The sequence below is a fragment of the Agrobacterium vitis genome, assembly GCF_013337045.2.
In the GTDB taxonomy this organism is placed as follows: Bacteria; Pseudomonadota; Alphaproteobacteria; order Rhizobiales; family Rhizobiaceae; genus Allorhizobium; species Allorhizobium vitis_B.
This window is the reverse complement of the sequence record NZ_CP118259.1, coordinates 684,947-703,451: the sequence shown is the minus strand read 5'-3', so window position 1 is coordinate 703,451 and position 18,505 is coordinate 684,947. Positions and strand designations below refer to the sequence as shown.

Sequence of the window (18,505 nt, the reverse complement as noted above, 5' to 3'; positions counted from 1 at the left end):
TATTCATATCAACATCCACAATCCCTGTGAACGTATTTTCACGCCGCCAAAATTATATCCTTTGTTTTTATTGATATTTTTATTGAAATCCACAGACGGTTTCAGGATTATTTTCCACGGCGCCGCGAGTTTGACCCAGCTAATTCAGGGGGATTTTATAGAAACAAGTGCAATATACAAACGTGCCGCGCATCCTGTTGATACGCGGCACGTTAGAACATCGGTATTTTGCATAGGCGCTTTTGCTCGAACGCAATGCGCTTATGCGACATGACATTCATCTCACAACGAATTGTGTCACAGTCTGTTCAAGAATTGCTGCTGGCCTGGCGAAAATGGTGATTTCGAGAACCGGAACGGAGCGTACTTAACGTACATGAGTACAAGCATTCCAGGAAAAGTGCGAAGCGGTTTTCCGTTTGGAAATGCGATTGCACCATTCAAGCGCAGAAATTGCCATTTGCAGACGGCCAGCCGCTATTCTTGGATGGACTGTCAGGGCTTTTGCTCGAACACCATGGAATGACCATTGATGCAATAGCGCAGGCCGGTCGGCTTGGGACCATCGGGAAACACATGGCCAAGATGGCCGCCGCAGGTGGCGCAGCGGATTTCGGTGCGCACCATGCCATAAGCCGTATCGCGATGTTCGGTGACGGCGTCAGGCGTGACCGGCTCGAAATAGCTCGGCCAGCCGCAACCGGCATCGAATTTGGTATCGGAGTAAAACAGCGGCGTGTCGCAACCGGCGCAGCGGTAAAGGCCCGACTCGAAATTATCCCAGTACGGTCCGGTAAAGGCCCGTTCCGTGCCATGTTCGCGCAGGATTCGATACTGATCTGGCGTCAATTGTTCGCGCCACTCGGCCTCACTGCGCTCTGCTGTTGCGGGCTTTTCACGGCTGTCGATGCTGTCCTCGCTCATTGTCGCGTCCTCACTTGGCTGGCTTATCGGTGCTGGCTTATCGGGTTTCAAGCCTATAGATAGTGTTTCGCCCCCTAGCTGCAAGCCGGATGCGATGCTGGACGGACCAACGGATCTGTTAAAGCACGTTATAATGGAGAATTGGGGGTGGCCGTTCCGGCCGAAATGCTTATATTTGCTGCGGACCTGTCGAAACATTGCTGTTTGGGCGTCAGTGTCACCATACAATTATTGAAAAGCCGCAATCGCACTTGCCTTTTGCAGGTTTTATAGCCCGTGCGACCGCGACCCATCGTGTTGCAGACGACAGGAGACAAGATGATCGCTCATGCCGCCGCTATGACGCTGCTGGCTTTGGTCCTGCCATTTCTGGGCGCCTGTCTGGCGCCCTGGCTGGTACGGCACCTTGGCAGCCGGGCGGCGTGGGTTCTGGCGCTTCTGCCGTTGCTTTCCTTCGTGCATTTCCTCGGCTTCCTGCCGGAAATCTCCAATGGTGAGGAAGTGACGGGAGGCTATGCCTGGGTGCCGAGCTACAATGTCAGCTTTTCCTGGTTTATCGATGGATTGTCCCTCACCTTCGCGCTGCTGATTACCGGCATCGGCACGCTGATCGTGCTCTATGCGGGCGGCTATATGAAGGGCCATCCGCAGCAGGGCCGGTTTCTGTCCTTTCTGCTGCTGTTCATGGGCGCCATGCTGGGCGTGGTGATTTCAGACAGTTTCCTGATGCTGTTCATCTATTGGGAACTGACCTCGATCACCTCCTTCCTGCTGATCGGCTTCGACCATGAACGCCCGGCTGCGCGCCGTGCCGCTCTGCAAGCGCTGGTGATCACCGGCGGCGGCGGGCTTTTGCTGCTGGCCGGCTTGATCCTGCTGTGGAACGTGTCGGGCGTCACGCAATTGTCGATGCTGATGCATAGCAACAATATGGTCACTGCCAGCCCCTTCTACCTGGCGATCCTGCTGCTGGTTCTGGGCGGGGCGTTTACCAAATCAGCGCAATTTCCCTTCCATGTCTGGCTGCCCAACGCCATGGAAGCCCCTACCCCCGTTTCGGCCTATCTGCACTCGGCCACCATGGTCAAAGCCGGGGTCTACCTGCTGATGCGCTTGCAGCCGGTGCTGGGCTCCACACCCGCCTGGGAAATATTGCTACCGTTTTTCGGCGGCGTCACGCTGATCGTCGGTTCGGTCATCGCCGTGCGCCAGACCGACCTCAAGCTGATGCTGGCCTATACCACAGTCGCCTCGCTGGGGTTGATGGTGATGCTGACCGGCTTCGGCTCGCCGCATGCGCTGTCAGCCGCCGTGCTTTATCTGGTCGCCCATTCGCTGTTTAAAGGCGCACTGTTCATGGTGGCCGGTATTCTCGACCATGAAGCGGGCAGCCGCGACCTGACCAGGCTTGGCGGGCTGGCCCGGGCCATGCCGGTTACCTTCACGGCGGCGCTGCTGGCCGGGCTTTCCATGGCCGGACTGCCGCCGCTATTCGGCTTTCTCGCCAAGGAAGAAATCTATGAGGCGCTGGCGGGCGGCAATCTTCGCGCCTGGCTGTTTACCGCCATCGCCGTGATCGGCAATGCGCTGATGATGGTCGTCGGGTTGGCGCTGGCCTTCAAACCGTTTCTGGGGCGCGCTGTCACCAGCCCGAAACCCGCCCATGACGGCCCCGCTCTGCTGTGGCTGGGACCGCTGGTGCTGGCCTTGGTAGGACTGGGGGCTGCGGTGTTTTCCGGGCTGTTTCACCAGGCGATTTCCTCGCCGATGGTTAGCGCTGTCACCGGCAGAACGTTGACCGTTGCCATCGGCCTTGTCCCGCATATCGGCGTGCCATTGGCTCTATCGCTGTTAACCATCGCCATCGGCCTGGTGCTGTTCATGTTGCTCGACAGGCTGCGCCGTCTGGTGGCAAACCTCTTGGAAGCGCTCGGTCCCGGCCCCGATCAGGGCTTCGATCATCTGATGGCCGGATTGGTGCGGCTCTGCTTTCGCATCACCAATGTTCTGCACGGCGGGCGGCTGGATGTCTATGTTACCGTGACCTTGATTGCCATTGCCGCCGCTTTCCTGGTTCCGATGATGCTGTTTGGCGAGGCACCGTCCTGGCCGGTGCTGCCGGAGCGGATCGAGCTGCATGAAGCCGCCTTCCTGCTGATTGCCGTGGCCGGTCTCTACGGCGTGCTGCGGGCCGCCAACCGGCTGGATGCCATCGTCGCGCTTGGCATCCAGGGCTTTGCGATCTCGGTGATCTTCCTGTTGTTTGGCGCGCCGGACCTGTCCTTTACCCAGTTCATGATCGAGACGCTTTCAGTGGTCATTCTGGCGCTGGTGATGACGCGGCTGAAACTGCATCCCGCCGATCATCGGCCACTGCCTCAGATCCTGCTGGACGGCACGGTGGCGCTTGCCGCCGGGGCCGGCCTGACGCTGATGCTGCTGAAGGTGACGCAAATCCCCTTCGATCCGACCTTGACGGAATTCTTCAACAGCTATTCCAAAGTCATCGCCCACGGGGCCAATGTGGTGAACGTCATCATCGTCGATTTCCGCGGCGTCGATACCATGGGCGAAATTGCCGTGGTGGTGATCACCGGGCTTGCCATCCTGGCGCTGATCCGGCTGCGCGCGCCCAAGCCAACGGCTTCGCCGTCCGGGGTGGGGCATGAAAGCCATGAGGTGGGAGAGCGCTTATGAACAGCTTGATCTTTCGCACCGTTGCGCCGGTCGTTACTGCGCTGATGCTGCTGTTTTCGGTTTTCGTGCTGCTGCGCGGTCATAACGAGCCGGGTGGCGGCTTTATCGGCGGGCTGATCGCCGCCTCCGGCTTTGCCATCTATGGCATGGCCTTCGGCGTGCAGGCGGTGCGCCGCGCCCTTTACGTCCATCCGCTGTCGGTGGCGGGCTTTGGCCTGCTGATGGCCTGCCTGTCCGGCTTCCTCTCGGCTTTTGCCGGCGTGCCATTCATGACCGGGCTGTGGATCACCCCGCATATCTTCGGCGTCGATGTGCCGGTCGCCACCGTCACCAGCTTCGATATCGGCGTCTATCTGGTGGTGGTCGGGGCGATCACCTCGATTGCGCTGGCGCTGGGCGAACGGGAGAATGACTGATGGAAGCGATTTTCTCCCTGCTGGTCGGGCTGTTTGCCACGACCGCCTTCTACCTGATCATGTCACGCCATATCGTGCGGGTGCTGCTGGGCATCGTATTGCTCGGCAATGCCGTCAATCTCGGCCTGTTCACCGCCGGACGGCTGACCCGCGAAGTGCCGCCAATCATGATGAAGGGTGAGGACGTGCTGAGCATGGCCGCCGCCAATCCGCTGCCGCAGGCGCTGATCCTGACGGCCATCGTGATTTCCTTCTCGTTCTTCGCCTTCCTGCTGGTGCTGTCCTACCGCGCCTACCAGGACCTCGACACCGATGATACCGATGACATGCGGTTGGCTGAACCGAAAAATCCGCCCTTGCCGCCGCTTGATTACTGAGGATTTCCCGGCAACACGAACGCTTTAAACCGAAAGACCAAAATAACCGCATGGCCGTTTCAACCACCAATGCCGAGGCTCTGAATGCCGCCCTGGCCGCTGCCACGGTGCAGACACCAACCACGTTTGCCCAGTGGCTGCCCATCCTGCCGGTGGCCCTGTGTCTTGCCGGTGGGGCCGTGGCCTTGATGCTGCGTGACCGCACCCGCCTCCAGCCGATGATTGCCCTTCCCACCCTGGTCCTGCTGGTGCTGATCGATCTCGCGCTGCTGCTCGAGGTCATCCAGGACGGCCCGCTGACGGTGATGATGGGCCGCTGGATGCCGCCCTTCGGCATCGCCTTCACCGTCGATATCACCGGGGCGTTGTTTGCCCTGACGTCTGCCATCGTCGCCCTGGCCTGCGGCGTCTATGGGTTGACGGATATCAATACGTCCGGTCGCCGCTACGGGTTCTATCCGTTTCTTCTGGTGCTGATGGCCGGGGTGTCCGGCGCCTTCCTGACCGGCGATATCTTCAACCTCTATGTCTGGTTCGAAGTGCTGCTGATCTCGTCTTTCGGCATGTTGATCCTCGGTTCCGAGCGCGAACAGATCGATGGGGCGCTGAAATATGCGGTGCTCAACCTGATCGCCACCACACTGTTTCTGATCACCATCGGTTTTCTCTATGCCAGCTTCGGCACGCTCAACATGGCCGATATTGCCCGTAAGGCCAATGGTTTGCGCGATACCGCCCCGCTGATGACGCTGACCACGCTGTTTGCCCTGGCCTTTGCCATGAAAGCCGCCGCCTTCCCGCTGAATTTCTGGTTGCCAGCCTCCTATCACACGCCGCGCATCGTGGTGTCGGCACTGTTTGCCGCCCTCCTGACCAAGGTCGGCATTTACAGCCTGCTGCGGGTCGTGGTGATGCTGTTTCCGATTGAGCGTGAGCAACTGAGCCTGGTGCTGGGGGTGATTGCTGCCGCCACCATGGTTCTGGGTGCGATTGGCGCTCTCGGCCAGTCCGATATCCGCCGGCTGATGGGCTTTGTCGTCATTTCCGGCATCGGCATCATGCTGGCCGGCATCGCCATTGGCGCCGTACAGGGCATCAGCGCGACGATCTTCTATGCCATGCACTCGATCCTGTTGATGGCAGCGCTCTATCTGGTGGTCGGCCAAGCCGGGCGGATGACTGGCAGTTTTGCATTACAGGACATGTCTGGTCTTTACCGCGCAGCACCGGGTTTTTCCTTTCTGGCGCTGGCGCTGTTTTTTGCCGCAAGCGGCCTGCCGCCGTTTTCCGGCTTCTGGCCAAAGGTCATGCTGTTGAAGGCAGCACTCGATATCGGTGCCTGGTGGATGGCGGGCGCAATCCTGCTGTCCGGCTTCCTGACCACGATTGCGCTGGCCCGAGTCTTCCTGCTGGCCTTCTGGCGGAAACAACCGGCCAGGGACGAATCAGACGTGAACACCAACCAGGCCAATCCAGAAATCCTTGCCGCACCAACACGCTCATCCCTTGCGCCGATCCTGCTGCTGGCAGGCTTGATCGTCTGGTTCGGACTGTTTCCTGAAAAGCTCATCGCACTCTCGCAGGACGCCGCCGTCGGGCTTGTCGATCCATCGGCCTATATCACCTCGGTCTTTCCCACGGAGGCGCGCCCATGAGGCTGTTGATCCTCAACTTGCTGATGGCCATTATCTGGGTAGCGGTCACCGGCAGCGCCAGCCTGCATAATCTTCTGTTTGGTTTCGTGCTGTCGCTGGCGGTGGTCGGGGTGTTGCGCGAGCAGATCGGCGGCGTTTCCTATCTCAACAGAACGTGGCGCATCCTGTCCCTGCTGCTGCTGTTTCTCAGCGAGCTGGCCAAATCCGCCTGGAAAGTAACGATCATGGTCCTGTCGCCGGGGCTCGATATCAAGCCCGGCATTTTCGCCTTTCCGCTCAGCGTCGAGCGCGATTTCGAAATCACCCTGCTGGCCAATCTCATCACGCTGACGCCCGGCACCCTATCGGTGGATGTGTCTGAGGACCGAAAGATCCTCTATGTCCATGCACTGGATTGCAGCGATCCGGATGCGGCCCGGCGCGACATTGCCGAGGGATTCGAGCGCAAGATCCGCGAGGCGTTCCAATGACCCATCCCGACATGACAGCCGCGCAAGTCCTCGTCCATCATGCCTGCAATGGCGGGCTGCTGTTGCTGGCCATCGCCTTCTTCCTGACCGTCTACCGGGTGATGCGTGGCCCGACCCTGCCCGACCGGGTAATTGCGCTGGACATGCTGGTCGGCATCGTCATCGGCTTTATTGCCGTCTTCGCGATCAAGTCGGGCTATGTGCTCTACATGGACATCGCCATTTCGCTCGGCCTGGTTGGATTTCTGACAACCATTGCTTTTGCGCGATTCATCCTTGTGCGCGGCGTGATTGGCGAAACACCGGAAACCGAACCGGCAATTCGGGCGGCAGCCGAACAATTAGCTGTGGAAAAGTCCCGGATGGAGCACAGGCGCAAGCGGAACGATAAAAATAGGCACATGTCCCAAAAGGAAACAGATTAATGCAAATGGCGGCGGCGATTCTAACATCTGTATTGATTCTGGGCGGTTCGTTTTTTGCGGTGATCGCTGCAATCGGTCTCAACCGCTTGCCGGACCTTCTCACCCGCATGCATGCGGCCTCCAAGGCCGGAACAGTGGGATCGGGCCTGCTGTTACTGGCAATTGGCGTCAATTCCGGAGATTTATCGGTTTTTGCACGCGCTTTTTGCGGGTTTTTCTTCTTTGTACTGACAGCGCCGGTCTCCGCCCACCTGCTGGCAAAAGCTGCGCGGCATGTCGGATACCCCCTGGCCCACGCAACCGTACTCGATGAAATGAGCAACGGTATTGGCAACGGCAAGAAGGACTTAGTTAACAAATTATGAATAATACCGTTCTAAAAGTATCATAAGAGCAGAGAGCCATTCATATTTAGCCTGATCTACATTTTTTCACGCACAAAAATTAGGATAAATAGGAACTGGACATTTTTCCCGATGTTGATAATTCATTAAAAGGACTATTTGGATCACTGAACCGTTTTCAATTTCGATCTAGTTCAAAAGCAGCATGTATTCAGCCGATGCGACCGCCCGGGTTGTAGACGTGAGGCGGACAATCAATTTGGAGACTAGTTTTGGGTTAATGGCGTAAATATCTAATATAACACTGCCATCCTGGCTGGCTGGCAGTGGATTTTATGTGGGGGTATCACGCAAACCAGTCAAACTGGTTTGAATTCAGTGTCGGCGGTGGGTGGCAAACGAACCGTCAGGCAGACATATGACAGGAGAAAAAAATGAGTGAAACGGCATTTGGATCGTCAGGAAACGATCTTCTGGTCGAACTGACGGCAGATATCGTTGCAGCGTATGTCAGCAACCATGTTGTACCAATCGGGGACATCAGCCACCTGATTTCGGATGTGCATACCGCATTGTCCAATACATCTTCACCGGTGCCAGTGGTATCCGTGGTCGAAAAGCAGAAGCCTGCCGTTGCCGTTCGCAAGTCGATTCAGGGCGACCAGATCATCTGCCTGGAATGTGGTGGCTCGTTCAAGTCGCTGAAGCGTCACTTGATGACCCATCACACCTTGAGCCCGGAAGAATATCGCGAGAAATGGGACCTTCCCGTCGATTACCCGATGGTTGCGCCCGCCTATGCGGAAGCCCGCTCGCGCCTCGCCAAGGAAATGGGCCTGGGACAGCGCCGCCGACGCGCCAAGTAAGACGAACGGTCATCAAGACACGCGTTCGTATTCTATTTTCGAATATCTCAAGCTCCCGATGCATTTGAGATATTCGGATTTTTTTCAAGTCGAAGATGCTTATGCATCTTCGACTTGGTATGAATGCTTTTCGATCGTCAGACCTCAATTCCGTGGGCCTCATAAGGCGCGCGGAATTTTGCGTTATATTGTTGATATCAGCCCGATCCCAATATCAGCCCAATCCCGGCAAATAGCCTTTGGTTGGCTTGCCCAGCGCGACTATGCACACGCTTGTGCTATCGTCTCCTGCCGCCGCCAGGCGCTGGGGCTTTGTCCCGTGACCCGCAGAAATTCCCGATTGAAATTGGACTTGGTCATAAAACCAGCCTCAAAGACGATGCTGGTAATCGGCTCATCGCTTTCTCGCAGCAGCCGGCAGGCCTCCGACACCCGCTGATTGTTAACATACTGCGAAACACTCATGCTATGCACACGGTTGACGGCATTCGATACCGACCGCGCAGGCAGGCCGAGGCGACGTGCCAGCCGGCCAAGGTTAAGGTCCACATCCTTGTAGAGCTGTTTTTCCACCATCATCGCTGCCAGCGCGCTGGCAATCTGCGCGTCCTCCTGGCTTGCGGATCTCGGCACCGGCTTGTCGCCAGCGTTTTCGCCTTTCTGCTCTTCGCGCCCGTTCTCATCGGAAGAAGCTCCGCTTTCGGCCAACGACGCAGCAAATCCGAGCGCCAGAAGGATCAGGGTCATGAAAGCCGAGACGACGGTTGCCGCATGACGGCCGCCGCCAAAGGCAAAGTCGAGGCTGATGACGACATCGGTAACCGCTGAGGCCAGCAGCGAAGCCGCCATGCATTGCAGGGCGCGGTAGGAGCGAAGCGCCCCGTCCAGCCGCGAGGCCGTCAGCCCATCCGGTCCCAGCCGCGCCAGCCAGAGCAGCGCTAGTCCATAAGCCAGGAAAGTGAGGATGATGATCGCATCGATCGGCCCACCGCCCGCAATGCTCAGCACCAGCACGATAGCAGTCGGTACGGCATACAGCCAATCGAGCTGCGAAAAACCACGATCCTGCCGATCCGCACGGCTGGATGTCAGGCTGCGAAAGGCCAGAAAACTCAAAGGAGGGATAACCGTCGCCAGAGCCGACATGGCGGGCATGACCAACATCATGCCATAGCCCCAGCGCAAACCGACCAGAACCGATTGCACCGCCATCACCGCCAACAGCAACAGGAAAAGCTTCGCGGAGGCCGGGGCGTCGTCCTGCCGCAGCATACGGATCAACAGGGTCAAAAGCAGCAGGGCAACGAAAAAGGAAATCGGCAAGAATATCATGGGACGGGAATCGTTGAGCGAGGTGAATTTCTGAGCGATTGCATGGGGCATTTCTTGCGACTGTTATACCCCCGATCATGATCGGCGACGACCCGAAACGTGTTTCAGGTCGCAGCATTCCCTCCCTTGGCAAAGATTGGCGCATCGCAATCCATCGGAGTGAAGACCCATGAAAAAACGTGTGATCGTACTTGGCATTGCCGCAGGACTTGTTTGCATCGCCGCCATGGATCGGGCCATGGCGCTATGGCGGCACGATGTGCCGATAGGCGTGCCGCTTGATCTGTCGGCTATCTCAAAACTGCGCGTCGATGGCGCCGCCAGCCTGATTTCCGTAACCACCGATCCAAACACGCCGTTGACCGCCACCCTGACAGGTGAGCGCGACGGCTGGGGCTCGCTCTGGCAGTCCGGCTGGTATGCCCGCGACTGCGCTGACAGTGGCCGGATGCATATCGATAACGACACTCTGGTTATCGATGTCGCCGACATGTCGCGCTATTTCGACTGGTCGGATTGCACCATAAAGCTCAAGGCCAATCTGCGTCCGCAATCTGCCGTGCTGATCCGCCAGAAGGCCGCCCGTATCGGGCTTGACGGTGATTTTTCCACCATCAATGTTCGGGCCGATGCCGGGGATTTCACCCTGGACGGCCATGCCAGCACGCTGGATGTTTCAGGCGCAGCGCTGCGGGTGCAGGCGTTTTTCAAGACCATCAGCAAGGATGAAACCATCCTTCTGTCCGGCCGGATGATGGACGCCACCCTGCGCTTCCTCACCCCCACATCGATCAGCTATCTGGTCGAGGCCACCGCCTCCTATGTCGACAGCGCCCTGCCCAATACGCCGGGCGCCCACCCCGCCATCACCATTCGCGGCGAGATGGTGCGGGCCAGGATCGAGTAATCAACGCGCAATCATCAGTTCCATCGCCGCCAGATCCAGCCAGCGGCCGAATTTGGTGCCGACCTCGCGGTGGATGCCGACCAGGCGGAAGCCGAGTTTTTCATGCAGGGCGATTGAGGCCGTGTTTCCGGCCTCGATGGCGGCGATCATCACATGCACATTTCCGGCCTTGGCGCGCTCGATCAACGCCTGCATCAGCGCCTTGCCAAGCCCTGCGCCGCGATGGTCCTTGTCGATATAGACCGAGTGCTCGACCGTATGGCGATAACCATCGAAAGCCCGCCAATCGCCATAGGAGGCATAGCCCGCAACACGGCCATCCACTTCAGCCACAAGGACCGGAAAGCCTTTGGCCCGGCGCAGTTCCAGCCAGACACGGCGATTGTCGACATCGATTAACGCCTCGTTCCAGATGGCGGTCGTATGCTCGACGGCATGGTTGTAAATCTCGACAATAGCGGCAAGATCCGCTTCGGTGCCGTCGCGGATGACGTGCTGTGTGGTCATGAGAAGCCCTGGAACAGACATAGGATACGACAGTCCTATCGCAGAAACCCGTGCACGGAAATAGGATTTGTCGTCTGCAATGCCCCTCACGTATGACGCTCCCAACAAGGGTCTTACCGCAACTGGCAATGCGCCAACTCGAAATGGAAGAATAGATCTAATTCAACCTGCGGGATATTTCGGTCATTTGACTAAGCCAAAAACAATAGCCCAACCCTTTATGTAGCTTTTGCGGAGTAAACATCATCCTTGCGACATGGGCGAACGCTGTTGTAAAGAATCTGAGCTCGGATAAAGGTTGATATCACAGCGCAAGGCCAATCTTGCGTCGAGATTTTCCGCAATGTGGTATCGAATTTTGCAAATTTTCGTTCTTCTTCCGAAAATGCAAAGAAATGTCAAGAAACTACTCGCGTTACTCTCTTTGGAATGGTTTTTTTGGAAATGGTTAGTGTTGCCTTCCACAATAAATCGTTCCATCACGCAGCGTCGTACCAACGAAAGTTATTTGTTAGGGCGTTCCTAAGCCGTCATAAAAATCAGTTCCAAGTTTCCTCCTTGCAAGAATGTAACACATGAACCTGTCTTCGCCCGCTAGCCGACTGCCAATCCAAATCAGAGCAACGCCTGTATTGTCGCCGCAGCAAGATGAGAAAGCGGAGCATATCGTCCTAAGCCCAAATGAACAGTACGAACTTGGGCGAATGGGAGAAATCATAGAGTATCGCACGACGAAATTAGAGATATTGTCGCAAGGCGAACCCGCAGATTTCCTCTATTTGCTTATCGAGGGAGTCGTTCAGGCCAGTCACGCGCTGAAGGATGGTCAGCGACAGATCGTGGCGTTTTACTGGCCAGGCGATATCTTTGGTCTGGCGGAGAGCGGACTGTACGTTAACTCGGCAGAGGCGGTAACACCCTGCTCCGTATACCGCTTTCCGTTCCGTAAGTTGGAGAAATTCCTTCTGGAAAATCCGAGGATTCAGCAAGGTTTCTTCGTCAAGGCGGTCCACGAAATTCGGACCGCGCAACGACACACCATCACAATCGGACAATTGGAGCTGCCACAACGTCTCGCTGCGTTTCTGGTAGACTGCTTGGACCATGATCGCTATTTCGACAGTGAAAGCTCGACCTTATCGCTTCCGATGTCGCGCTACGATATTGCGGACTATCTTGGGACCTCGGTAGAATCAGTGTCACGCACTTTTGCACTGCTTGAAAAAAACGGCCTTGTCCAGCGAAAGGGGCCGAGGAAGCTCGAGATAAGCATGAAGAAACTGATCGACTTTTCAGGTATAGGCTGAGGGACTGGCCCATTTACTGAGCGCAATTGAAGCGCTGATCTCCGAGAGGCCAACATGATACGCCAACTCTGACTTTTTCGGCTATACAGCCGCGCCGCCTCAAGACCCGATGGCGGTAACCACGGCGGAATAATGCACGGCAGCCGCAGCCACCACGAAACCGTGCCAGATGGCGTTTTGAAACCGCAACCGCTGCCAGACGTGAAAGATCACGCCGGCGGAATAAAGAATGCCGCCGATGAAGATCAGCACCATGGTGACGGGCGGCAGCCGCTCGGAAATCGGCTCCAGCGCCAGCACGCCGCTCCAGCCCATGGCCAGATAAAGCAGGATGGCCAACCGGTCATAGCGACCCGGATAGCGGCATTTCAGAAAGATACCTGTTATCGCCGTCAGCCAGATGCCGATCAACAGACACAGAATAGCCGGTTCATCGGCACCGCGTTCCAGAAAGGGCGTATAGGTGGCGGCGATCAGCACGAAAATCGCCGAATGATCCAGCCGTCGTAAATAGCTTTTGAAGGTCGAGCGCGGCCACATATTGTAAGTGAAGGAACAGCCAAGCGCGAGCACCAAGCCAAGACCATAGATCCAGCTGGCGGCAATCTCGCCAAAGCTGGTAAACACCGTGGCATAGAAGATCAGCGCGGTTACGCCAACCAGCGCAAACACCACGCCGACACCATGCACGATGCCATCGGCCAGCAATTCGTGAAAATCATAGTGTCGCCCGAAGCGGAATTCTTCCATCGTTATGATCAACCCAAGAAATTAAAATATCTGCCGACAGCATAACCGAGAATGATTGCCAGATAATGTCGCCTGTCTCGTCGTCTTCATATAAGCCTGATCAGCCCGACGATCCGGTCAAATTTATGTCTATGACGGCCACACACCGCAACCTTAGGTGACCATGATGCGTCAACTCCATCGCGTTGGCAAGACGGCCAACTGCCGTTCTTCGATCGACCATTGCAGTTTCAAGGCCTGAACTATATGCGCCGAATGCCAAGGCTTGCGCCGTCATCAACCGGGCTTAAACCGTTTGCGGATTAAGCTGTTGGACAGTTAACGGCTCTGTCCGCGAAACTGCCGTCCTCGCACCCAGTCAGGAAGCACCCATGCGCTTTACAGTCCTTGCCACGTTCATGGCGCTGATCGCCTATAACTGGTTCTTCATCAAGGTCGCCCGGGCGCGCCAGCAATTTGGGGTCAAGGCACCGAAGATGACAGGTGATGAGAATTTCGAGCGGATTTACCGGGTTCAACAAAATACCGCCGAGCAACTGGTTTTCTTCCTGCCATCGCTCTGGCTCTTCGGCTTTTACCTGTCCGACCAGTTCGCTGGGTTGCTGGGCCTATGCTGGACAGGCGCACGGGTGCTCTATGCCGCTGAATATTATGCGGATGCTAAAAAGCGCGGTCCCGGCGCGCTGATTTCCTGGGTCATTGCCTTTGTGCTGCTGATGGGCGGCACGGTGGCGGCACTGCTGCAATAGCCGGACCGCGCGCTTGTTTGCCCCTCTGGTCAGGCTGGGGCGCAATCCTGGCAAAACGGCGTGGCCGGCAAAAGGGCGAGGCGTTCGGGTGCAATTGCCGCATCGCAGGTCACGCAGCGTCCATAGGAACCGGCCTCCATGCGGGCCAATGCCGCCTCGATGCCGCGCAGCTCGTTTTCGCCCGCCTGCCCCAGGCTTTCCAACACTTCGTCATTTTCCGATTCGATAGCGCGCTCGGCGCTTTCGGCGCTGCGTTGCTCTGACAGGTCACCGGAAATTTTTCCTAGTCGGCTGGTCAGCTCCAGCCGCCGTCCGAGCAAAGTCTGCTTATATCCATCCATGTCCATCATCGATCTCCTCAAAATGTGAAACGCCTCCCGGATACGATTAGCGGTCAACAAGCACCGCGCATCGGGCGTGGCGCACGACGCGGTCGGCAGTCGCCCCGATCAGGTAGTTGGAAAAATCCGGGATATGCGAAGCGATAATGATCAAGTCGGCCTTTTGCTCCACTGCTACCGCCAGAATCTCATGGGCGGGCGAACCGACCCGCAATAGCGTCGTCACGCCAGGCCCAACCGAAGCCGCCAGCGCAGCCAGTTTGGTGCGCCCCTCCTCAACCGCTCCGTCGAGGATGTCATGCGGAATATCGATGGCGAGATAGGATGGCAGATGTTCGACCACGGTCAGCAGCACGATCTCGCCACCGGCATCCAGCAGGCTCTGGGCCTTTCGCAGGACCTTGTCGCCCTTTTCCCATTGCGCGATGTCCACGGGAACAATAATCTTTCTATACATGGCCCTCTCCTCTCGGCTGCTGAACGACTTTGCTGATAACAACCTGCGCGCGCCAAGCTCCGCCCGCATTGATCCCGATCAAGCCTGAAAAGGGCTCAGATTGAACAATAAACGCCCCACTGTTCAGTATTATCGAACGAACTTTCCTGTATATGTGCTCTACATGAAACGATCGGCAGGCTCTATCTAGGGAGCAAGACGTTCCCAGCGCCCTCGCGCCAACCTATCGGACCTGCCGTCATGAATGCCCATCATTCCCCAAGCTTTGCCCTGACCCGACCGATCCATATCGGACGGGCGCATCTGGTGGTCGGCGATCTGGCCACGGTCTCCAGCTTCTATCGGCAGATCATTGGCCTTGCCGTGCTGGAGAGCAACCCCAGCGGCATGGTGCTTGGGGTTGGCACGACGCCATTGCTGACGCTGACCACCCGCAGCGATGCAGCTATTGCGCCGCCCACGGCAGCCGGGCTGTTCCACACCGCTTTTCTTTTGCCGAGCCGCAAGGCACTGGCGCAGTGGCTACGCCATGCCGCCCATTCCGGCGTCCAGTTGGACGGCGCCTCAGACCATCTGGTCAGCGAGGCGATCTACCTGTCTGACCCGGAAGGCAATGGCATCGAGATTTACCGCGACCGCAGCCCGCTGGAATGGACTTATCAATCCGATGGTACGGTTGGCATGGCCACCCTGCCCCTCAGCCTGCAAGAGCTTTACGACAGCGCCACTGATGAAGCATGGACAGGCCTGCCCGAAGGCTCCAGCATCGGCCATATGCATTTGCAGGTCGGCAATGTGCCGGAGGCAGACCGGTTTTATGAGGGCGTGCTGGGTTTGAAGAAAATGGCGTCCTATCCCGGCGCCAGCTTCTTCGGTTCCGGCCAGTACCACCACCATGTCGCCGCCAATATCTGGAACAGCCGGGGCGCAGGCCCTCGCCTTGCGGCAATGACCGGGCTTGCCGATTACTCCCTGACGTTTAACGACGGGGAAGCACTGCAAAAGGCGCTAGCGACGCTGGAGGCGCTGGAGATTCCTGTGACCCTGGGTGCCGAAGGCTACCGGCTGACCGATCCCTGGGGAATTGGTCTGACTTTGAATTCGGCGCCGTCCATATCCGGATGAATGTCAGTTGACCGGCGGGCCTTTGACTGCCTCAACCGGACCGGCCTCGCTCAGATGCACAAACACCACGCCCCTCGCCTTCAATGCCTTTAAACCTGCCACCACGCCTTCACCAGCGGCATGGGTGGGCTGGTTGATATGGGCGATCAGCACGTCACCGTTTTTGGCGCGGGCAAATTGCTGCTCGGTCTGTTTGGCGCCCAAAAGTGAGCCTGAATCGCCATTGATGGAAAAGCCGCCGATCTGGTAGCCCATCGCCTTGATCTCTGCGATGGCGGAGGGTGAATATTCGGCCGTGGCATCCCGATACCAGCGTGGCGGAGAAAACCCTGCGGCCCGCATGGCGTCCGCGCCGCCGGTCACTTCCCTGGCAACCGCTTCTGGCGATCCAGCGGCGGCGATGCCATAGACGGTCGCCGGATAGTCGACCGCCGGGATGTGGTTTTCGCCGTGGTTTTCCACCTCAAACAGGTCCGGCCTGGATTTCAGCACCGCAACGGCCTGCGGATTGGACCTTATCCAGCGACCAGTGACGAAAATCGTCGCCTTGATATTGTCATCCAGCAGGGTGGAGAGAATGCGCATATCGGTCTTGCCCATGCAGGCATCCAGCGTCACCGCCACCTGCACCAACCCTTTCGGAGCGGCATGAATATGCAGTTTCGGCTCGATCAAGCCATCCGCAGCGGCAAGAGCAGGTCGTGCTGCTCCATTCAGAAGCAGCGCCCCCAGCAGCAGTGATGACAAGTAAATACCGATCCGGCGGATATCCATAACAACCATGACACTCTTTTCGCGCCTGCCAGCCAGTTGGCCGTGATACCAAGGGTCTGATACCAAGATCTGGGATGCCACATCCCTGCCTTGAAGAAAGCGTTTCGGGAGAAACGCTTCTATCACGCTGCCGTCAAGAGAATTCTATCGATAGATGCGGCTCGGCGGCCTTCCTTCACGACCTTTGCAGGTTGAAGGCCAGCGCCTGGCTGTTGGGATCACGCGGCAGAACCGAGGGCTTGGCGCCAGGTGGGACGTAGAGGCTGGAAATCAGTTCATCATAGGACACGTCCTGAATATCGGCCCGGCTGACGGCGACCAGCGCGGCAGCAGCGCCTGCTGACTGTCCGGTTTGCATCAGGCTCATTTCCATGCGGATCGCCCCGAAGGCCTCATGGGTGGCGCTAAGCGCGAAGATCGACATCAGATTGGTACATTCCACCCGGCGCGGCACGATGGCCGACAGCGGAATGGTGAAGATCCGGTCAGCACCGCCAGCCTCGGCCTCGAAATTGCCCTCGTTCCAGACACTCAGCGTCGGCGTGCCGAGCATGTTGACCGTGGTACGGACGATCCGCTGGGTATGATGGCTGTCACGCTTGTAGGACCCGGTGGAAATCGTGTTGTTGTCGCGCAATTCCTGGTCGTCGGCAGCAGTGACGTCATGGCCGGTCATCTGATGGTCGGACACCATGCGCCGGGCTTCCCGCACATAGAGCTGATAGGGCCAGTGTGCCTCATCATTTTCGTGCGGGTCCTGATAATGCTGGCCATCCAGTCCATAATCAAGGAAGACATCACGCAGAGCACCCGGCATCCGCGGGTCCTTATGGTGTTGCAGCGCGTAGAACAGGCCCCGCGTCCAGCGCTCATGGGCTTTCCAGATCTTTTCACGCATGCCGTAATCGGCCTGGGGATAGCCCCAGGAGCCCCCGATATAATCGGTGGAAACGGCTCCGCGATTGTTGATGTCGAAAATGCCGTTGCCGAGATCGTTATGCAGCAGAAACTGCATCTTCACGGCGTTTTCCGCGTCCGTGAGCTGGCCGCGCTCGTCAAGCGCCTTGATCCAGCGGAACAGCAATTCGTAACGGGTCGGATCAAAACCCGGCGGCGGTGTCGAGGGCAGATCCACCCGGCGGGCCGGATCGCGCGTCATGGTCATGCGGAAATTATAGGCCTGCACGGCCCGGTCGCCCGCACCGACTTCCGGGGACGGATAATTGCGGATGCCCGGCAACAGCCCGCTGGCGGCCACGCCCTCGGTGACGAAAGGATCGACGCCGACCTGACCGATCACCCGCTCGAAACGGCGATGCAGCTGGAAATTATGATTGTCGCCCCAGGAATCCGTCCGGGTGCCGCGAAAACCATTCAGCACATTGTCGCCGTCCTGCGGTTCGCGGCCGACCGTCCAGGAAACGCCTGACGCGGCCATCAGGTCGCCTTCATAGCTGGCGTCGATGAACACACGGCCATTGAACACCTGACGGTCAACCGTTTCCAGTGCTTCGATGCGGGAACCGGTCTTGGCGACCCGCAGCACGCCACGGCTTTGAAATACCGGAATATCATATTCGCGCAGCAGTTTTTCAAACACGGTCTGGGCAAAGCGAGGCTCGAAGGAGAACCGGTCATCAGCCACCTGGGCCTCTTGATTGATCCTGGAAATCACATGGCGCGCCAGACCGCCGAAGGCACTGCCTGCCTCGACATCTGTGCCGCCAAGCCCGCCAGACATCATCCCACCGGGATGACGCTCACGCCAGCCACCAACAATTGCCACGGTTCTTCCCATGACTTTTGCCTGGATGGCAGCTGTAATCCCACCACTGGTCATTCCATAGACAATAACATCATAGATCGCTTGCTGTGCAAAACTTGGTCTCAACGCAAAAAGACTAGCCGCTCCAGCAACAAACACTCGACGACCCATAATGAAACGCATAGTCATCCGCCTTGTACATATTATTTACTCTATCAATGTATTGGAAACCGCGCCAAAAAACACATATTTTCAGTTGCATTTTTTGTTTTTCCAACCCTAATACAAATCTTGGTTTTTACACTTTTCAGACACTT

Annotated in this window: 20 protein-coding genes; 12 read left to right on the top strand and 8 right to left on the bottom strand. The window is 57.5% G+C overall.

All coding sequences use genetic code 11. The annotated features are described in order from the left end of the window. Positions 1-495: 495 nt before the first annotated feature. The gene (gene msrB / locus G6L01_RS03250) at positions 496-924 is read right to left on the bottom strand and encodes a peptide-methionine (R)-S-oxide reductase MsrB (RefSeq protein ID WP_070167789.1); all 429 of its coding nucleotides are present in this window, start codon (positions 922-924) and stop codon (positions 496-498) included. 318 nt (positions 925-1,242) lie between these two features. On the opposite strand from msrB, the gene G6L01_RS03245 reads away from it, so the two are divergent. From G6L01_RS03245 to G6L01_RS03210, 8 genes are all read left to right on the top strand, one after another. Next, complete coding sequence (locus G6L01_RS03245) at positions 1,243-3,621, top strand: putative monovalent cation/H+ antiporter subunit A (RefSeq protein WP_070167788.1); 2,379 nt, start codon at positions 1,243-1,245, stop codon at positions 3,619-3,621. Beyond that, the gene (locus G6L01_RS03240) at positions 3,618-4,037 is read left to right on the top strand and encodes a Na+/H+ antiporter subunit B (RefSeq protein WP_070167787.1); all 420 of its coding nucleotides are present in this window, start codon (positions 3,618-3,620) and stop codon (positions 4,035-4,037) included. Before G6L01_RS03245 ends, G6L01_RS03240 begins: the two co-directional genes overlap by 4 nt. Next, positions 4,037-4,414 (top strand): Na+/H+ antiporter subunit C, encoded by a 378-nt coding sequence (locus tag G6L01_RS03235; RefSeq protein WP_070167786.1) that lies wholly within the window; start codon positions 4,037-4,039, stop codon positions 4,412-4,414. Before G6L01_RS03240 ends, G6L01_RS03235 begins: the two co-directional genes overlap by 1 nt. Positions 4,415-4,464: 50 nt before the next feature. Next, complete coding sequence (locus G6L01_RS03230) at positions 4,465-6,069, top strand: Na+/H+ antiporter subunit D (protein WP_070167785.1); 1,605 nt, start codon at positions 4,465-4,467, stop codon at positions 6,067-6,069. Further along, positions 6,066-6,539 carry a Na+/H+ antiporter subunit E gene (locus G6L01_RS03225; RefSeq protein ID WP_070167784.1) on the top strand — a complete coding sequence of 158 codons (474 nt, stop codon included), beginning with the start codon at positions 6,066-6,068 and terminating at the stop codon, positions 6,537-6,539. The genes G6L01_RS03230 and G6L01_RS03225 overlap by 4 nt, the downstream gene beginning before the upstream one ends. 11 nt (positions 6,540-6,550) lie before the next feature. After that, complete coding sequence (locus tag G6L01_RS03220; protein WP_070167908.1) at positions 6,551-6,964, top strand: cation:proton antiporter; 414 nt, start codon at positions 6,551-6,553, stop codon at positions 6,962-6,964. Then, complete coding sequence (mnhG, locus tag G6L01_RS03215; RefSeq protein ID WP_070167783.1) at positions 6,964-7,329, top strand: monovalent cation/H(+) antiporter subunit G; 366 nt, start codon at positions 6,964-6,966, stop codon at positions 7,327-7,329. The genes G6L01_RS03220 and mnhG overlap by 1 nt, the downstream gene beginning before the upstream one ends. A gap of 413 nt (positions 7,330-7,742) precedes the next feature. Next, the gene (locus G6L01_RS03210) at positions 7,743-8,174 is read left to right on the top strand and encodes a Ros/MucR family transcriptional regulator (protein ID WP_015915334.1); all 432 of its coding nucleotides are present in this window, start codon (positions 7,743-7,745) and stop codon (positions 8,172-8,174) included. A gap of 261 nt (positions 8,175-8,435) precedes the next feature. On the opposite strand, the gene G6L01_RS03205 is transcribed toward G6L01_RS03210, so the two are convergent. Continuing rightward, positions 8,436-9,506, bottom strand: coding sequence for a helix-turn-helix domain-containing protein (locus G6L01_RS03205; protein ID WP_070167907.1), 1,071 nt, complete (start codon positions 9,504-9,506; stop codon positions 8,436-8,438). 169 nt (positions 9,507-9,675) lie between these two features. Between G6L01_RS03205 and G6L01_RS03200 the strand changes: the two genes are divergently transcribed. Continuing rightward, positions 9,676-10,413, top strand: a complete 738-nt coding sequence (locus G6L01_RS03200; RefSeq protein WP_070167782.1) for a hypothetical protein — start codon at positions 9,676-9,678, stop codon at positions 10,411-10,413. Here G6L01_RS03200 and G6L01_RS03195 read toward each other — a convergent pair whose 3' ends face one another. Next, on the bottom strand, positions 10,414-10,920 hold the full coding sequence (locus tag G6L01_RS03195; RefSeq protein ID WP_070167781.1) for a GNAT family N-acetyltransferase: 507 nt from the start codon (positions 10,918-10,920) through the stop codon (positions 10,414-10,416). A 575-nt stretch (positions 10,921-11,495) separates the two neighbouring features. Here G6L01_RS03195 and G6L01_RS03190 point away from each other — a divergent pair. Further along, the gene (locus G6L01_RS03190) at positions 11,496-12,227 is read left to right on the top strand and encodes a Crp/Fnr family transcriptional regulator (RefSeq protein ID WP_070167780.1); all 732 of its coding nucleotides are present in this window, start codon (positions 11,496-11,498) and stop codon (positions 12,225-12,227) included. 99 nt (positions 12,228-12,326) lie between these two features. Here G6L01_RS03190 and trhA read toward each other — a convergent pair whose 3' ends face one another. Next, a complete protein-coding gene (gene trhA / locus G6L01_RS03185) occupies positions 12,327-12,977 on the bottom strand; it encodes a PAQR family membrane homeostasis protein TrhA (RefSeq protein WP_156550497.1) in 651 nt (216 codons plus the stop codon). 371 nt (positions 12,978-13,348) lie between these two features. On the opposite strand from trhA, the gene G6L01_RS03180 reads away from it, so the two are divergent. Next, entirely contained in the window at positions 13,349-13,726 is a 378-nt protein-coding gene (locus G6L01_RS03180) for an MAPEG family protein (RefSeq protein ID WP_070167778.1), read from the top strand. Between the two features lie 29 nt (positions 13,727-13,755). Here G6L01_RS03180 and G6L01_RS03175 read toward each other — a convergent pair whose 3' ends face one another. Together G6L01_RS03175 and G6L01_RS03170 are read right to left on the bottom strand one after the other, a co-directional pair. Beyond that, on the bottom strand, positions 13,756-14,076 hold the full coding sequence (locus tag G6L01_RS03175; protein ID WP_070167777.1) for a TraR/DksA family transcriptional regulator: 321 nt from the start codon (positions 14,074-14,076) through the stop codon (positions 13,756-13,758). 37 nt (positions 14,077-14,113) lie between these two features. Continuing rightward, entirely contained in the window at positions 14,114-14,524 is a 411-nt protein-coding gene (locus tag G6L01_RS03170; protein WP_070167776.1) for a universal stress protein, read from the bottom strand. 240 nt (positions 14,525-14,764) lie between these two features. Here G6L01_RS03170 and G6L01_RS03165 point away from each other — a divergent pair, with 240 nt between their 5' ends. Further along, entirely contained in the window at positions 14,765-15,649 is an 885-nt protein-coding gene (locus tag G6L01_RS03165) for a VOC family protein (protein WP_070167775.1), read from the top strand. A 3-nt stretch (positions 15,650-15,652) separates the two neighbouring features. Here the strand turns inward: G6L01_RS03165 and G6L01_RS03160 are convergent, their stop codons facing one another. Together G6L01_RS03160 and G6L01_RS03155 are read right to left on the bottom strand one after the other, a co-directional pair. Beyond that, on the bottom strand, positions 15,653-16,432 hold the full coding sequence (locus G6L01_RS03160; protein WP_070167774.1) for a polysaccharide deacetylase family protein: 780 nt from the start codon (positions 16,430-16,432) through the stop codon (positions 15,653-15,655). 166 nt (positions 16,433-16,598) lie between these two features. Beyond that, complete coding sequence (locus G6L01_RS03155) at positions 16,599-18,359, bottom strand: FAD-dependent oxidoreductase (protein ID WP_272951008.1); 1,761 nt, start codon at positions 18,357-18,359, stop codon at positions 16,599-16,601. Positions 18,360-18,505 lie beyond the last annotated feature (146 nt).

Bases quoted from the DNA above. Each gene is read 5' to 3' on its own strand.
- G6L01_RS03240 (WP_070167787.1), top strand. From the start codon at position 3,618: ATGAACAGCTTGATCTTTCGCACCGTTGCGCCGGTCGTTACTGCGCTG.
- G6L01_RS03220 (WP_070167908.1), top strand. From the start codon at position 6,551: ATGACAGCCGCGCAAGTCCTCGTCCATCATGCCTGCAATGGCGGGCTG.
- G6L01_RS03235 (WP_070167786.1), top strand. From the start codon at position 4,037: ATGGAAGCGATTTTCTCCCTGCTGGTCGGGCTGTTTGCCACGACCGCC.
- G6L01_RS03225 (WP_070167784.1), top strand. From the start codon at position 6,066: ATGAGGCTGTTGATCCTCAACTTGCTGATGGCCATTATCTGGGTAGCG.
- G6L01_RS03210 (WP_015915334.1), top strand. From the start codon at position 7,743: ATGAGTGAAACGGCATTTGGATCGTCAGGAAACGATCTTCTGGTCGAA.
- G6L01_RS03155 (WP_272951008.1), bottom strand. From the start codon at position 18,359: ATGGGTCGTCGAGTGTTTGTTGCTGGAGCGGCTAGTCTTTTTGCGTTG.
- G6L01_RS03180 (WP_070167778.1), top strand. From the start codon at position 13,349: ATGCGCTTTACAGTCCTTGCCACGTTCATGGCGCTGATCGCCTATAAC.
- msrB (WP_070167789.1), bottom strand. From the start codon at position 924: ATGAGCGAGGACAGCATCGACAGCCGTGAAAAGCCCGCAACAGCAGAG.
- G6L01_RS03170 (WP_070167776.1), bottom strand. From the start codon at position 14,524: ATGTATAGAAAGATTATTGTTCCCGTGGACATCGCGCAATGGGAAAAG.
- G6L01_RS03205 (WP_070167907.1), bottom strand. From the start codon at position 9,506: ATGATATTCTTGCCGATTTCCTTTTTCGTTGCCCTGCTGCTTTTGACC.
- G6L01_RS03160 (WP_070167774.1), bottom strand. From the start codon at position 16,432: ATGGTTGTTATGGATATCCGCCGGATCGGTATTTACTTGTCATCACTG.
- mnhG (WP_070167783.1), top strand. From the start codon at position 6,964: ATGCAAATGGCGGCGGCGATTCTAACATCTGTATTGATTCTGGGCGGT.
- G6L01_RS03200 (WP_070167782.1), top strand. From the start codon at position 9,676: ATGAAAAAACGTGTGATCGTACTTGGCATTGCCGCAGGACTTGTTTGC.
- G6L01_RS03195 (WP_070167781.1), bottom strand. From the start codon at position 10,920: ATGACCACACAGCACGTCATCCGCGACGGCACCGAAGCGGATCTTGCC.
- G6L01_RS03190 (WP_070167780.1), top strand. From the start codon at position 11,496: ATGAACCTGTCTTCGCCCGCTAGCCGACTGCCAATCCAAATCAGAGCA.
- G6L01_RS03175 (WP_070167777.1), bottom strand. From the start codon at position 14,076: ATGATGGACATGGATGGATATAAGCAGACTTTGCTCGGACGGCGGCTG.
- trhA (WP_156550497.1), bottom strand. From the start codon at position 12,977: ATGGAAGAATTCCGCTTCGGGCGACACTATGATTTTCACGAATTGCTG.
- G6L01_RS03230 (WP_070167785.1), top strand. From the start codon at position 4,465: ATGGCCGTTTCAACCACCAATGCCGAGGCTCTGAATGCCGCCCTGGCC.
- G6L01_RS03245 (WP_070167788.1), top strand. From the start codon at position 1,243: ATGATCGCTCATGCCGCCGCTATGACGCTGCTGGCTTTGGTCCTGCCA.
- G6L01_RS03165 (WP_070167775.1), top strand. From the start codon at position 14,765: ATGAATGCCCATCATTCCCCAAGCTTTGCCCTGACCCGACCGATCCAT.